Genomic DNA, 14,454 nt, shown 5'->3' on the forward strand with positions numbered 1-14,454 from the left:
CTGCGGCAAAGGGCAGCGCGGCGGCCAGCGAGCTGGCGCACAGTAGCGCGCGGCGTTGTGGATTCATTTTCAAAGTTTCCCCTTAAAATTTCACTTTGTACTCGACATACAGATTGCGGCCATCCGTGTCGTACGGCGCATTGCGCGAATAAATCAAGCCGCGGCTGGCCTGGAACGTTGCTTCATCGGGATATTTGTCCAGCACGTTATCGACGCCCACGCGCAGCGACTGCTTGTCGCTGATCTTGTAGCTGGCCGCCAGGTCCAGGAATTGCATGGCACCAAAGCGCTGGAAGATGTCGCCCGTGGCATTGCCCGAATTGTCCGTCCACGCGCCATAGTAGCGCACGCGGGCCAGGGTATTCCAGCTGCCCAGGTCATAGCTGCCGCTGATGGTGGCTTTCTGGCGTGGCAGGCGTTCCTCGAAGACCTGGCGCTGGGCCGGATTCGTCACCAGGCTGGAATTGCCGCCATCGACTTTGGTCGTGTTGTAGTTATAGGCAAGGGTCAGGTTCAGCTTGCCGTCACCGATACGGCTCAGGTGGCTGCCGACGATATCGATGCCGCGCGTGGTGGTATCGAAGTCATTCGTGAAATAACTGATGGACGTGTAGCGCAGCGGATTGGCCACGCCGGCCGGCACGGCAAATGCGGCGGACGTGCTGAAGCGGTCGCTGACCTTGATGTCATATACGTCCACGGAACCGGAGAAGCCCGCCGGCGTCTTCCAGGTAAAACCCAGCGACAGGTTTTTCGATTTTTCCGGCTTCAAGGCCTTGGCGCCCAGCAGCATGGCCAGCGGATCGTTGTTGGCCAGGCGGCCGCTGGTAAACAGCAGCAGGGTCTTGGTATCGAGGCCCTGGTTGGTGCTGTTGGTATTCGACTGGCTCGGCGTAGGCGCGCGGAAGCCCGTCGAGTAGGAGCCGCGCAAGGCCATGTCCTCGTTCAGCGCATAGCGCGCCGACAATTTGCCATTGACGGTGCTGCCGAATTCGGAGAAATGCTCATAGCGGGCCGCGCCGCCCAGGCTCAACGCCTTGCTGACGGGCACTTCCACGTCCAGGTAGGCCGCATAGCTGTCCTGCCCCCAGCTGCCCGCCTGGCGGTCGCTGAAGCCGGGGGCGCCGTTCGCGTTCGCGTCGAGGCCGATGGCCGCGCCCGGCCCCACCAGGTAGGACGCCGCATCGCCCGCCTTCACGCCATAGGTTTCATTGCGCGCTTCGGCGCCAAAGGCGATGTTCACCGGTTGCGGCAGGGATGCCACGGGCAATTCATAGTTGAAGTTGGCGTTGAGGATTTTTTCCGTCTGCGACAACTGGCCCAGGTAGAACGCCGTCGGGCTGCTCGGCCCCATCGAGGCATTGATGGAATTGGCCAGGTGGTAATCGATGCGGTTGCGACCCCAGGAAGCGCTCACATCCCAGCCGAAGCGCTCGTTGAAATGGCCGCGCACGCCGGCCACCACCTGTACGTCATCCTGGTCGTTCGAATAGCTGGGGCTGAAGCCGAGCGGATAGATGCTGCGCAAGTCCCAGCCGGGGAACAGGGTGCTGGCCTTGTACGCGCCCGTACTGGTATCGGGATTGCGCCAGTTGAAGTCCGACGTGCCGTCGCTGCGGCTGAACAGGCCGAAGCCATACAGTTCCGCCGTGTCGGACAGGGCCATGCTGGCATTGAAGCCGATGCGCTTGCTGTCGAGCTCAGGCTGGCCCCAGCGCTGCACGGGATTCGGCACCTTCAGTTCCGGATGGGCATTCTGGAAGGCGATGGCATCGGCCCGCTGACGCGTGCGCGAGGTGGGATCGGACTGGGCCAGCGCGCCGAAAAGCGTTGCCTTGCCCGTCTCGCCAAACGCAAAGCCCGTCTTCAGGTTGAGTTCATTGGCCTTGCCGTCGCCTTCCGAATATTGCGAGTGGTGTACGGAAATTTCCGTGCCGACCGTGTCGTCGAGAATGATGTTGATCACGCCGGCGATCGCGTCGGAACCGTACTGCGCCGAGGCGCCGTCGCGCAGCACTTCAATGCGCTTGATGGCGGCAACGGGAATCTGCGCCAGGTCGGGCGCCTGCGCGCCGCGCGCGCCCAGCAGCGCGCTGCGGTGGAAGCGCTTGCCATTGACCAGCACCAGGGTCTGGTCCGGCGACAGGCCGCGCAAGGTGGCGGGACGGACGAACACTTGTCCATCGGCCATCGGCAGGCGCTGCACCACGTACGAGGGCACCAGTTGCGCCAGCACATCGTTCAAGTCCGACGACTCGACGGCGCCGATATCTTCGCGGTTGAATACATCCACGGGCGCCATGGTATCGAATTGCGTGCGGTTGCTGCCGCGCGTGCCCGTGACGATCACGGCTTGCGGGGCCTCGAGGGAGTCGCTGGCGGCAGCTGCGGCGGGCGCATCGCCATGCGCTTGCGCCTGGCTGGCGAACACGGCGGTCATGGCACACATCAGGGCCACCGCGCGGGCGATGCGGGTACGGGAATAGGTCATGGGGAGTCACTTGGCAGGTTGGATCAACAACGACGCGTCACGGCAAGACTCGCATCTTGCATGAAATATCACGAAGTTCGGCTTACTTACATTAAAAGCATCTAAATTGCGCAGATAACGTCAGATGGCGTCATCATACGAAGGCAATGTTTCATCCGTATGACGAGCTGATCAGTGCTGCGAAAAACCACACGCCCATGAAAAAAGGCGCCAGCGGCGCCTGTAGTGGAGCAAGTAACGACGTCAGCCGCCCGCCACTACCATGCTCTCGATGAGGATGGAACCGGTCTGTTTGGTGCCGCGGCGCAGCACGTCGGCGCCGACAGCAACGATGTTGCGCAGCATGTCTTTCATGTTGCCGGCGATGGTGATTTCTTCCACCGGATACTGGATCACGCCATTTTCCACCCAAAAACCGGAAGCGCCGCGCGAATAGTCGCCCGTCACGTAGTTGGTACCCTGCCCCATCAATTCCGTCACCAGCAAGCCCGTGCCCAGCTTTTTCAGCATGGCAACGAAATCGTCATGGGCGGCCGTCTCTGTCGAGGTCAGGTACAGATTGTGCGAACCACCCGCGTTGCCCGTGGTCTGCATGCCCAGCTTGCGGGCCGTGTAGGTCGACAGGAAATAGCCTTGCACCACGCCATCCTTGACGACGTCGCGGCTGACGGTTTTCACGCCCTCCTCGTCGAACGGCGCCGAGCCGACGCCGCCGATCACGTGCGGGTCCTCGAAGATCTGCACGTGCGACGGCAGCACCTGCGTGCCCAGGGAGTCGAGCAAGAACGTGGACTTGCGGTACAGGGCGCCGCCCGAGGTGGCTTGCACATAGGTACCCAGCAAGCCGGCAGCCAATGGCGCCTCGAACAGCACGGGACAGGTGCGCGTACCGAGCTTGCGCGCGTTCAGGCGCGACAGGGCGCGCTCGGCGGCGTAGCGGCCGATGGCTTCAGGACTCGACATTGTGGAGGCATCGCGCACGGACGAATACCAGTCGTCGCGCTGCATTTTCGCCCCCTTGCCGGCGATGGGCGCCACGGACAGGGTGTGGCGCGAGAACGGATAGCCGCCGATGAAACCGCGCGAATTGGCCGAAACAAAGTGCGATTGCTGCACGTGCACGCCCGCGCCTTCGCTGTTGGTGATGCGCGGGTCGACGGCAAAGGCGGCCGCTTCGGCCCGCTGGGCCAGCACCACGGCTTCCTCGGCGGATATCAGCCACGGGTAATACAGTTGCAAGTCGCGCGGTGCCATTTCCAGCAGCTCGGCGTCGGCCAGGCCAGCGCAATCGTCCTCGGCCGTGAAGCGGGCGATGTTGTAGGCGGCGTCCACCGTGGCGCGCAGGGCGGACGGGGAAAAATCGGAGGTACTGGCATTGCCGCGTTTCTTGCCAACAAACACGGTCACGCCCATGCCCTTGTCCTTGTTTTGCTCGATCGTCTCGATCTTGCCTTTTCGGACAGACACGGACAGGCCGCCGCCTTCGCTGACTTCGACGGCGGCATCGGTGCCGCCCGCTTCCCGCGCAAAAGACAACACATCACGGGCCAGTTGCTGCAATTGCTCTTGACTATGGGTAAATACGGAGTCGTTCATGCGCTGTTTTCTTCGGAAAGCCGCTAAAACGGTTATCATAGCAGTCGTTTACAGTTTACAGGAGCGGTCCACAAGTCCTCTCCCGCCTTATATATCATGCCAAATCCAAACCGGGGAGCTTGCGGCTTCCAATCCACCGAATTCGAACAGGAATATGAACGTCCTTCGAAGTCGGAACTCAAGCGCCAGATGACCGTCCTGCAAAAGCTGGGCGAAGAACTTGTCAATGAGGCACGTGACCGCGTCAAGCGCGTTCCGATGCCGGAAGACGTGCGCGACGCCATTCTCGAGTGCCAGCAGATCAAGGATCATGAAGGCCGCCGCCGCCAGCTGCAATACGTGGGCAAGAAAATGCGCACCCTGGACGAGGAAGAAGTTGCCGCCATCCAACGCACCATCGATAGCTGGAAAGGCTTGTCGAAAGCCGACACGGCGAATATGCACGCGATGGAACGCCGCCGCGACAAGCTGTTGACGGACGACAAGGCGCTGACCGTCTTGCTATCGGAAAACCCGGAACTGGACGTGCAGCACCTGCGCACCCTGATCCGCAATGCCCGCAAGGAGCAGGCCGAGAACAAGCCGCCAAAAGCCTACCGTGAAATCTTCCAGATCTTGAAAGAGATCGCCAAGAAGAACAACGGCGGCAAGAAAGATGCCGACGAGGATGACGTTGAAGGCGACGACGACGAGTAAAAACTGGGGTCAGACCCGGCGGGTCTGACCCCGAAAGTAGCTAAAAACCGGGATCAGCCCGGTTTTTTTACGACATAAACAGGTGCCCCATGACCACGATAGAAGACGAATTGATTATCGGCCTCGTGTCGATTTCGGACCGCGCCAGCGGCGGCGTGTATGAAGACCAGGGCATCCCTGCCCTGGAAAGCTGGCTGGCTGCCGCCATCCGCACGCCATTCCGCCTGGAAAAGCGCTTGATCCCGGACGAGCGTTCGCAGATTGAAAACACCCTGATCGACATGGTCGACCTGAACCATTGCCACCTGATCCTGACGACGGGCGGCACGGGTCCCGCGCGGCGCGACGTGACGCCAGACGCCACCTTGTCCGTCGGGACCAAGGAAATGCCCGGCTTCGGCGAACAGATGCGCCAGATCAGCCTGCAATTCGTGCCGACGGCGATCCTCTCGCGCCAGGTGGCCGTGATCCGCGAGACGCCCGAGCGCGCCGCCCTGATCATGAACTTGCCGGGCCAGCCGAAAGCCATCAAGGAAACCCTGGAAGGGCTGAAAGATGCTGATGGAAATCAATTGGTCAACGGCATCTTTGCCGCCGTGCCATATTGCATCGACCTCATCGGCGGCCCCTACATGGAAACCGACCCGGCCATCTGCAAGGCCTTCCGCCCCAAATCGGCGCTGCGTCCGGCGCAACCTTTACCTGAGGAAAACACATGAGCACTTTGCTGGAAACCATCGAACTCGACAGCGCACCGAATCCCACCGTCTCCATCATCTGGATGCACGGCCTGGGCGCCGACGGCAATGACTTCGTGCCCCTGGTCAAAGAACTCGACCTGCGCGGCTGCCCCGCCATCCGTTTCATTTTCCCCAGCGCCGGCACCATGCCCGTCACCATCAACAACGGTTATGTGATGCGCGCCTGGTACGACATCCTCGTAAGCGACCTGGTGCGCCGCGAAGACGAAGCCGGCCTGCGCGCCTCGCAGCAGCAAATCGAAGCGCTGATCGAACGCGAAACAGCGCGCGGCGTTCCCGCCAGCCGCATCATCCTGGCCGGTTTCTCGCAAGGCTGCGCCATGACCCTGCAAACGGGCTTGCGCCACGCCGAGCCGCTGGCTGGCCTGATGTGCCTGTCCGGCTATCTGCCGCTGGCCGACAAGACGGCGCTTGAACGCACGCCGGCCAGCCTGCAGACGCCGATCTTCATGGCCCACGGCACGGCCGACCCGGTGGTGCCAATCGCCCGCGCGCAGCAATCGCGCGACTTGCTGACCGGTATGGGTTACAAGGTGGAATGGCACGAGTACATGATGCAGCACTCGCTGTGCCAGGAAGAGATCGATGCCATCGGCGCCTGGCTGAAAAAAGTGCTGGCCTAAAATAAAACAGGCGCGGTGTGCGCCGCCCCTGTTGTCTTGCCGAACGCCGGGAACGATCAGTTCGCCGGCGTTTTTTGATTCCAGACCTTCAGCATGTCGGGCGACGCTTCCGAACGGATGCCGTTATCCGTCAGCACCGATTCCGTAGCGGCAAGCATGTCCTTGCGCGGCACGACGACCAGCTCGGCATCGCGCTGCTGGAAACGGAAAGTCAGCAGCTCATCCGTTTGGTCGCGCAGCAAAGCCACCAGGTGCGCCAGACTGCGCACGGGCACGCCGTTGACGGAGTCGATGACGGAGAAGAAGCGGGTGCTGTAGCCATTCATCAGCTTGTGCGGGAAAAATGGTGCGGCAACCACCACCAGTTCCTCGCGCTCGGCATCGGGCGCATCGCCGCGGCGCGTGACGAGCGGATTGCCGGCAAAGCTCATGCCATACAACATGGGTGCATTGCCGTTTGGCGCGGCCATGAATTCCGTCGTGGCGCGCGAAAAGACCATCGGACCGAAGATGAAATACGAGGGGTAATTTCCCTGCAGGCCGGAAATGAGCATCGGGTGCTCGGCCGACACGGGCAAGCTGACTTTCAGCGGTGCACCCTGGCGCACGACCGTCAGCGGCAGCGTGCCGTTTTTCGCCAATTGCTGCACGCGGTACTGGAAACGCACGCGGCTATTGCTATTCAGTTTGACCATGCCCTGGTTATCGATGGGAAATTCACCGATGTGCGTAATGACATCGAATTCCTTGAGCGGATATTGCGCATCCTTGCTGGCCGGCTTCATCACCACCGCGCCTTCGACGCCCTTGGCCAGTCTCAGGTAGCTGCGCAGCGCCGGGTTTTCCAGGGTCTGCGTCACGTCGCGCATGGCCGGCTTGCCCTTCGGTGCGCCAGCGGCTTGGTCGCGCAGGAACAATTCGATTTCCTCGTTAGGAATAATGTAGCCGATATTTTGCGCGTTAAGCATGCCGGCAAACGCCAGGCCGATCATCTTGTCGCCGGCGACCACCGGCCCGCCGCTGTTGCCCGGATTGATGGCCGCATCGATCTGAATGCGCAAGCCGGACACGGGAAAGTTGTAGTGCACGAATTCGATGCGCGAGACGATGCCCTTGGTGATCGACAGCGAGGTGCCGCCCGTCGGATAACCATAAGCCAGCACAGCATCGCGCACGTCAGGCAGGACATTGGCGCGCGGCAGCGGCTTGTGGCTGTCGAAAAAACTTTCGTCCTCGACTTGCAGCAAGGCCAGGTCCATGCCGCGCGAAATGGCCAGCACGGTGGCGCCTATCTTGTCGCCGGCGCCATTGGCCTGGATCTGCACCTGGCTGGCGTAGCCCACCACGTGCGCGTTGGTGAGGATGCGGTGGCCATCGATGACCACGCCCGATCCCGTCACCGATTGCGGCGCCGCCTTGCTCCACGGCTTGTAGGGGTCGGGGCCGCGCAAGGTGGAAAACACCTTGACGACGGAATTCTCCAGGGCCGAGGCGCTGGCGGCGGCGCTCTCGGCAGCCAGTGCACGCCCTGTCATCAACGGGCAAAAAGAAAAGGCCAGTACCAGCAAGGCACGGCCCATCAGGGTGAAGCACGAACGAGTTTTCATTGGGCGTTTTCGCAATGGAAGGGAATCAAAATTATATATTGATTAATTGCAAAATCATTACAATTTGTCCATCTTCCAGCGAAGAGCGCCGCTACTCCGGCAACGGCGCCACGCCCAATGCCGGCACCGCCGTCTGCGCGCCATTCATGACCATGGCCAGGAAGGTGTAGTAGCCATTGATCCCCATCAAGTCCACCACGCCGTGCTCGCCAAACAGGGCCAGCGCCCGCGCATACGTGGCGTCGCTGACCCGCTTGTTTTGCTGCAGCTCGATGCAAAAATCGTGCACGGCTTGCTCGTCCTCTTTCAAGGAAACAGGCGCGCGCCGCGCGGCGATGGCGTCCACGGCCGCTTGCGCGATGCCGTTTTGCACGGCCAGCGGCGCGTGAATGGCCCACTCGACCTGCTGATTCCACTGGCGCGCCGTCACCAGGATCGCCAGTTCCGACAGCCGCGTGCCGATGGCGCTGCGGTAGCGCAAATACTCGCCCATGCGCTGCGCCGTTTCCATCAGCTCGGGGCTGCGGATCAGCGGCACGAAGGGGCCGTACAGCGCCCCGCGCGGACCGTCGATGATGGCTTGCGCGGCGGCGCGCTGCTGCGGATCCAGTTGCTTCAGCGGCAGCGCGGGCAGGCGGTCGATAGCGCTACCAGCCATCAGGCGGTCCAGGCGACCACGTCCTGCTGCTGCTCGCCCAGGCCGGCGATACCCAGGCGCATGCTGTCGCCTTTTTTGAGGAAGCGCTGCGGCTTGCGGCCCTGGCCAACGCCCGGCGGCGTGCCCGTGGCGATGACGTCGCCCGGTTCCAGGGTCATGAATTGCGACAGGTAGCTGACGATCTGCGCCACCGTGAAGATCATGGTTTGCGTATTGCCGGTCTGCATGCGCTTGCCGTTGACTTCCAGGTACAGGTCCAGGTCTTGCTCGTCGATGACTTCATCACGCGTCACCAGCCATGGGCCGACGGGGCCGAAAGTGTCGCAGCCCTTGCCTTTGTCCCATTGGCCGCCCCGCTCCAGCTGGTACGCGCGCTCGGAAATGTCGTTGACGACGCAATAGCCGGCCACATATTTCAGGGCATCTTCTTCGCTGACATACTGCGCGCGCGTGCCGATGATGACGCCCAGCTCCACTTCCCAGTCCGTCTTCCTGGAACCTTTCGGCAGCACGACATTGTCGTCCGGGCCATTCAGGCAGGTAATGGCCTTCATGAAGACGATCGGTTCGGCGGGAATCGGCATGCCGGATTCGGCCGCGTGGTCCGCATAGTTCAGGCCGATGCCGATGAATTTCCCGACCTTGGCCAGCGGCACGCCGAAGCGTGGATTGCCGCGCACCAGGGGCAGCGTCTTTTCATCGACCTTGGCCAGCTTGCGCAAGGCTTTGTCGGACAGTTGTGCACCGTCAATATCGGCAATCACGCCGGACAGGTCGCGCAGTTTGCCTTCTTCATCAATCAGGCCCGGTTTTTCCTTGCCTGGACGTCCATAACGAACGAGTTTCATAGTCTTCCTTGGAGTTGATCATTGCCGCTGTGCAGTCTGCCATTTTACCGGATGGCCCGGCACGCCTGTAGCGGCGGATGAAAAACATCGCAAGTCCCGGCAGCTGCAAGGCCGCCAGCACGCCAAACGCCGCCTGGTAGGCCTGCGGCGGATACTGCAGCTGGCTGTTCAGGGGCCAGCAGCCAAGGATCAGGCCAAAGCCCGCCTGCACCAGAAAAGCGCCCGTAAAAATCAGCAAGTTCAGGCAGGTGGCCGCCCTGCCCGTCAAGCTGGCCGGCATGCTTTGCGCGACGATCGCATACTCGAGGCCCGTCACCGTGCCCAGCAAGGTAAACAGCACGGACAGCAAGGGCAGGCTGGGCACGCTATTGCACGCCATGGCCACCTGCACGGCGACAAACAGGACGATACCCATGGCGGCCACTTGCATGGGCGCCATGCCGCGCCGCCCCGCCCACTCCGTCAGCATGCCCATGCCGATGGCGCCGAAGATGACGGCCGCCATGCCCAGGTACAGCAGATACGCGACATTGTCGTCGGACAGGCCGCCCACATCGGCCAGCCAGCGGCCTATCCACAAGCCTTGCACGCCAAAGAACACCGTGTGCGGCAACAGGATCAAGCCGATGGTGCGGCGAAAAGCCGGGTCGCGGTAGACGCTCCACACGCTGGCCTTGTTGACTGCGGCGGCAAGCGCGGGCGTGGCCGGCGACAAGATACGGATCAGCAAGCCGATGGCCAGCACCGCCAGCGCCAGCCCCAGGAAGATGCCGCGCCAGTCCGTGTAATGCAGCGCCAGCTTGACAGGCATGGTGGCCGTGGCCGCGCCGAGGCCGCCGACGGCGATCAGGTAGCCATGCACGGACGGCAGGCGCGCGGGGGCGATGGCGCACGAGATCGCCTTCACGGCCGCCATGAAGCAGCCGCCCAGCCCGGCGCCCATCATGGCCCGCGCCCACATCAGTTCGGTAAAACTGTGGCCCCGGCTAAACAGCCACACGCCGGCGGCCGCCAGCGCCAGCAGCCACACTTGCACGGTGCGGGGACCGTAGCGGTCGAGCGCCATACCGACCGGCAATTGCACCAGTGCAAAGGCGAGAAAGAAGGCGCTGGTCAGCAGTCCCAGCTGGGCAGGCGTCAGGGCGATGGCGCCCAGCAATTCCGCCGTCAGCACGGCATTCACGCCGCGCAGCAGGCACGACAGATAATGCCCAAGCGCGAACGGCAGGAACACCAGGCAAAACACGGCCACGCCGGGGCGCGCTGCTGCGCCGCCGTGCATGCTCAGGCAGCCTGCGCCAGGCGGATGACTTTATGCGGCACCTGTGGCACAGGTTCATCCGTCTCGAAGAAGAATTTATCGTGGCCGAACGCGGGTTTCAAGTGATCCATCCACGTTGCTTCCGCATCGAATTTCGCATAGAACGGCCGGCGCACCCAGTCCGGATTGCGCGCCTGCAAGAACTGCAGGGCGAACAGTTTTTCGCCATTGATGGTGACGATGCCATCGATGACGATCTTGCCGGGAAACGCGCTCATGGACGGCCCCCGCACCGTGCGCGACAGGCCGGACACCATCTGGTAGGCAGCCTGGAAAATCTCGTGCGCCTTTGCCAGGGGCAACTCGAAATAGCCGCGCGGACCCGTGTCCCGTTCGACAAACATGTAATACGGAATCGCTCCCAGCCGCGTGCCCGTCTGCCACAGTTCGGCCCAGCTGTTCGGGTCTTCATTGATGTGGCGGATCAGCGGCCCCTGCATGCGCAAGGTGGCGCCCGTGGAAACGATGCGCTTCACGGCTTGCTGGGCGATGTCCTGGCGCAACTCGACAGCATGGCTGTAATGCCCCATCACGGCCAGGTTCTTGCCCGCCTTGACGATGCGCTCGAACAGGCGCATCAAATCATCCGCATCGCGGTCCGAGACAAAGCGCTGCGGCCAGTATGCCACCGCCTTGGTGCCGATGCGGATGTTCTGGATGTGCTCGAGACCCGGCTCCAGCAGCGGCTCCAGGTAGGCGGCCAGTTGTCGCGTGTTCATGATCATCGGGTCGCCGCCCGTGATCAGCACGTCCGTTACTTCCGGATGCAGCTTCAGATAGGCGGCCAGCTCATGCGACTCGCGCGCATCGAACTTCATGTCGTCCATGCCGACGAACTGGGGCCAGCGGAAACAGAAAGTGCAATATGCGTGGCAGGTCTGGCCGGCGCTGGGGAAGAACAGCACCGTCTGCGCATATTTATGCTGCAGGCCGCGCACGGGCGCATCGTTGACACGCGGCACGTTGTGCGTCATCTGCCCGGCCGGATGGGGATTCATGCCCAGGCGCAAGCCGTGCACATAGGCATCGATGGCTGCCTTGTCCCGCTTGACCAGCACCAGCTCGCGCAAGTGCGCGTACTGCTCGGGCGGCAACATGTCGCGGTGGGGAAAGACCAGGCGATAGATGGGATCGTCCGGAATATTGTTCCAGTCGATCAGCTGGTCGAGCACGTATTCATTCGTGCGAAATGGCAACACATGCGAGACCACTTGCACGGCTTCGCGCTGTTCGTCCGGCATCCAGGCCCACTGCCGCGCCTGCTGGATGGTTTGCCGCGTATATGGTTTGAACTTGGGTGAGAACGGCTCGGTAATGAGTGCGGACACGGTCGGCTCCTTGCCAGTAAAGATCGATAACCTCCATGAAACCGGCCCGATTCCGGCCAGTTCCAGCCTGTTTTTCCGCATGCGGCGAATACTTGGCATGCTGCGAAAGTCATCATAGTTCTTGCCATGCGGAACCAAATTGCCGCATATCAACAACCATGGCGATACGCCGCAAGCTGCCTGTGAGCAACACCTTAGTTTGTGCCAGCGCAATTTGAGGGGGGCCAGCGCGACGTAAATTACGGCTTGGCAACACATCCATCGATATTCACAAGGAGCTTTCATGAAACGCTTATTCACGGGTAGCCTGCTGTGCCTGGCATTTGCCAGCGCCAGCGCCGCCGTCGAGCCCACGGAAAAAGATGCCATCGCCATGGCCGAACGGGGTGCCGCCTACATGAAGGCGCATGGCAAGGAAGAAATGATGAAAAAAATCACGGCGAAGGATCCCGATTTCGTCCAGGGTTCGCTGTATGTGGACATGCGCGACATCAAGACGGGCATCGTGCTGGCCCATCCCATCAACCCGTCCATCGTGGGCAAGGATTTAACGGATGTGCCGGATGCGAATGGCAAGAAGTATCGCCGTGAAATCATCGAGCTGGCGCAAAAACAGGGCAAGGGCTGGGTCGATTACCAGTACAAGAATCCCACCAGCGGCAAGATCGAGCCGAAGACCACCTACATCCTGCGCGTCAACGACGTGGTGCTGGAAGCGGGCATCTACAAAAAATAGCCATCCCCGGCGCAGTGCGGGCGCGGCGGCTGGCTGCCGCGGCCCTGCGGCGTGCACAGCCACTGGCAGGAGTCAGACATGCTCAATAAACTACGCATCGGACCAAAATTGCTGCTGGCGCCCGCGCTGGTCCTGCTGCTGCTGATACTCAGTTCGGCCGGCGCCTGGTATGGCATGGTGCGGCAAAATGCCTCGCTGGAAAACATGGTGCAGGTACGCATCACGCACCTGAAGGCCGCCGCCGACGTGGCGGGCGACGCCAAGCATGTGCACGGCAATATGTACCAGCTGCTGTCATGGACCAATGGCAGTTTCGCCAAGGCCCGTATCGATACGCTGGAGCAGCAGATCAAGCTGCGCCACGCCGCCATCGGCACCCAGCTGGCGGCGCTGCGCGGCACGGCCACGGGCGCCGAGCGCAGCCTGGTCGATGCGGCCATCACGGCGCTGGCCGGCTACCGCAAAGCGGTGCTGGAAACCATGGAAATGGCGCAGATGGATCAATCGATCGCCACCAACTCCATGCTCAAGGCGGAGACGCAGTTCGTCCAGTTCAATGCACAGCTGGCGCAGCTGTCGGCGCTGGAAACCACCCTCAGCAGCCAGGCGCACGCGACGGCCAGCGCGGAATTTCGCAGCCTGGGCTGGAGCTTGCTGCTGACCGTGCTGTTGTCCATCGTGCTGTCCATCGTGGTGACCATGCTGGTGCGGCGCGCCATGCTGGCCGAGATACGCGGCATCGCCGACGCCGTGCAAGACCTGGCGGCCGGCAAGCTGACGGCCGGCGCGCCCAAGCAGGGCAATGACGAGATCGCCGACACGTCGCGCGTGCTGGACCAGACCATCGCCAACTTGAACCAGACGCTGCGCACCATCATGGAGGCCGTGCAATCGATCGACACGGCCTCGCATGAAATTGCCAGCGGCAACCTGGACTTGTCGGCGCGCACGGAAATGCAAGCCAGTTCACTGGAAGAAACGTCGAGCGCCATGGAAACCCTGACGGAAGCCGTCAACGACAATGCCAACAATGCCCAGCTGGCCTGCGACCTGGCGGCGCAAGCGTCCGACCTGGCCGTGCAAGGGGGCACGGCGATGCAGCAGGCGGTGGCGACGATGGCGACCATCCGCGCCAATTCGCGCCAGATCGTGGACATTATCGGCGTGATCGACGGTATTTCCTTCCAGACCAACATCCTCGCCCTGAACGCGGCGGTGGAAGCGGCGCGCGCGGGCGAACAGGGCCGTGGCTTTGCCGTCGTCGCTTCCGAAGTGCGCACCCTGGCGCACCGCTCCGCGCAGGCGGCCAAGGAAATCAAGACGCTGATCGCCACGTCCGTGACCACCATCGATGGCGGCAGCGTGGCCGTGCAGCAGGCGGGCGAGCGCATGGGCGCCATCGTGGCCTCGGTGCAGCAAGTCAACGACATCATCCAGCGCGTCAAACAGGCCAGCGCCGAGCAGGCGTCGGGCATCACGGAAGTAAACCAGGCCGTCACGCAAATGGATGATGTCACCCAGCAAAATGCAGCCCTGGTGGAACAGGCGGCCGCCGCCGCGGCCAGTTTGCAGGACCAGGCCGTGAAACTGTCGGCGGCCGTGGCCGTGTTTACCCTAGACAGCCAGGCGCCGGCCGCGCATGGCAGCGCGGATGAGCAGGCGTTCCAGGACCCGGCCAGCGCCGCGCGCGGCACGCACACGGAACAGCTGGCGCAATTGCCGCCGCAGTTCGCCACGCAGTGGCAGGTGCCCTCCGACCGCGAAATCGACGGCTTTGCATTATTCCTCG

General features: G+C 62.4%; 12 protein-coding genes. 5 read left to right on the top strand and 7 right to left on the bottom strand.

The genetic code is table 11. From position 1 onward, the window contains the following. Nucleotides 1-82: 82 nt before the first annotated feature. Nucleotides 83-2,491 carry a TonB-dependent siderophore receptor gene (locus tag JaAD80_RS21670; protein WP_219726861.1) on the bottom strand — a complete coding sequence of 803 codons (2,409 nt, stop codon included), beginning with the start codon at nt 2,489-2,491 and terminating at the stop codon, nt 83-85. 243 nt (nt 2,492-2,734) lie between these two features. Further along, the gene (pmbA, locus tag JaAD80_RS21675; RefSeq protein WP_102297303.1) at nt 2,735-4,087 is read right to left on the bottom strand and encodes a metalloprotease PmbA; all 1,353 of its coding nucleotides are present in this window, start codon (nt 4,085-4,087) and stop codon (nt 2,735-2,737) included. 96 nt (nt 4,088-4,183) lie between these two features. Between pmbA and yjgA the strand changes: the two genes are divergently transcribed. The 3 genes from yjgA (at nt 4,184) to JaAD80_RS21690 (ending at nt 6,167) form a co-directional block, all read left to right on the top strand. Beyond that, a complete protein-coding gene (gene yjgA / locus JaAD80_RS21680) occupies nt 4,184-4,783 on the top strand; it encodes a ribosome biogenesis factor YjgA (protein WP_102297305.1) in 600 nt (199 codons plus the stop codon). Nucleotides 4,784-4,872: 89 nt separating this feature from the next. Further along, nucleotides 4,873-5,502, top strand: a complete 630-nt coding sequence (gene mog / locus JaAD80_RS21685; RefSeq protein ID WP_102297307.1) for a molybdopterin adenylyltransferase — start codon at nt 4,873-4,875, stop codon at nt 5,500-5,502. Continuing rightward, entirely contained in the window at nt 5,499-6,167 is a 669-nt protein-coding gene (locus JaAD80_RS21690; protein WP_102297309.1) for an alpha/beta hydrolase, read from the top strand. Before mog ends, JaAD80_RS21690 begins: the two co-directional genes overlap by 4 nt. A 56-nt stretch (nt 6,168-6,223) precedes the next feature. On the opposite strand, the gene JaAD80_RS21695 is transcribed toward JaAD80_RS21690, so the two are convergent. The 5 genes from JaAD80_RS21695 to JaAD80_RS21715 all read right to left on the bottom strand — a co-directional run bounded on the left by JaAD80_RS21695 (nt 6,224) and on the right by JaAD80_RS21715 (nt 11,842). Beyond that, entirely contained in the window at nt 6,224-7,774 is a 1,551-nt protein-coding gene (locus JaAD80_RS21695; protein ID WP_258003118.1) for a S1C family serine protease, read from the bottom strand. Between the two features lie 91 nt (nt 7,775-7,865). After that, entirely contained in the window at nt 7,866-8,432 is a 567-nt protein-coding gene (locus JaAD80_RS21700) for a carboxymuconolactone decarboxylase family protein (RefSeq protein ID WP_102297314.1), read from the bottom strand. After that, the gene (locus JaAD80_RS21705; protein ID WP_102297317.1) at nt 8,432-9,280 is read right to left on the bottom strand and encodes a fumarylacetoacetate hydrolase family protein; all 849 of its coding nucleotides are present in this window, start codon (nt 9,278-9,280) and stop codon (nt 8,432-8,434) included. The genes JaAD80_RS21700 and JaAD80_RS21705 overlap by 1 nt, the downstream gene beginning before the upstream one ends. Next, on the bottom strand, nt 9,228-10,562 hold the full coding sequence (locus JaAD80_RS21710) for a nitrate/nitrite transporter (RefSeq protein ID WP_180979526.1): 1,335 nt from the start codon (nt 10,560-10,562) through the stop codon (nt 9,228-9,230). Before JaAD80_RS21710 ends, JaAD80_RS21705 begins: the two co-directional genes overlap by 53 nt. 2 nt (nt 10,563-10,564) lie before the next feature. Next, nucleotides 10,565-11,842 (bottom strand): lysine 2,3-aminomutase, encoded by a 1,278-nt coding sequence (locus JaAD80_RS21715; RefSeq protein WP_308410634.1) that lies wholly within the window; start codon nt 11,840-11,842, stop codon nt 10,565-10,567. A gap of 370 nt (nt 11,843-12,212) precedes the next feature. Between JaAD80_RS21715 and JaAD80_RS21720 the strand changes: the two genes are divergently transcribed. Both JaAD80_RS21720 and JaAD80_RS21725 read left to right on the top strand, forming a co-directional pair. Then, entirely contained in the window at nt 12,213-12,665 is a 453-nt protein-coding gene (locus JaAD80_RS21720) for a cache domain-containing protein (RefSeq protein ID WP_102297322.1), read from the top strand. Between the two features lie 78 nt (nt 12,666-12,743). Continuing rightward, a partial coding sequence (locus JaAD80_RS21725) for a methyl-accepting chemotaxis protein (RefSeq protein ID WP_102297325.1) occupies nt 12,744-14,454 on the top strand: 1,711 nt, incomplete at its 3' end.

Source organism: Janthinobacterium sp. AD80 (genome assembly GCF_002878455.1).
In the GTDB taxonomy this organism is placed as follows: Bacteria; Pseudomonadota; Gammaproteobacteria; order Burkholderiales; family Burkholderiaceae_D; genus Janthinobacterium.

Bases quoted from the DNA above. Each gene is read 5' to 3' on its own strand.
- mog (WP_102297307.1), top strand. From the start codon at position 4,873: ATGACCACGATAGAAGACGAATTGATTATCGGCCTCGTGTCGATTTCG.
- pmbA (WP_102297303.1), bottom strand. From the start codon at position 4,087: ATGAACGACTCCGTATTTACCCATAGTCAAGAGCAATTGCAGCAACTG.
- JaAD80_RS21690 (WP_102297309.1), top strand. From the start codon at position 5,499: ATGAGCACTTTGCTGGAAACCATCGAACTCGACAGCGCACCGAATCCC.
- JaAD80_RS21720 (WP_102297322.1), top strand. From the start codon at position 12,213: ATGAAACGCTTATTCACGGGTAGCCTGCTGTGCCTGGCATTTGCCAGC.
- JaAD80_RS21710 (WP_180979526.1), bottom strand. From the start codon at position 10,562: ATGCACGGCGGCGCAGCAGCGCGCCCCGGCGTGGCCGTGTTTTGCCTG.
- JaAD80_RS21695 (WP_258003118.1), bottom strand. From the start codon at position 7,774: ATGAAAACTCGTTCGTGCTTCACCCTGATGGGCCGTGCCTTGCTGGTA.
- yjgA (WP_102297305.1), top strand. From the start codon at position 4,184: ATGCCAAATCCAAACCGGGGAGCTTGCGGCTTCCAATCCACCGAATTC.
- JaAD80_RS21705 (WP_102297317.1), bottom strand. From the start codon at position 9,280: ATGAAACTCGTTCGTTATGGACGTCCAGGCAAGGAAAAACCGGGCCTG.
- JaAD80_RS21715 (WP_308410634.1), bottom strand. From the start codon at position 11,842: ATGCCGGACGAACAGCGCGAAGCCGTGCAAGTGGTCTCGCATGTGTTG.
- JaAD80_RS21670 (WP_219726861.1), bottom strand. From the start codon at position 2,491: ATGACCTATTCCCGTACCCGCATCGCCCGCGCGGTGGCCCTGATGTGT.
- JaAD80_RS21700 (WP_102297314.1), bottom strand. From the start codon at position 8,432: ATGGCTGGTAGCGCTATCGACCGCCTGCCCGCGCTGCCGCTGAAGCAA.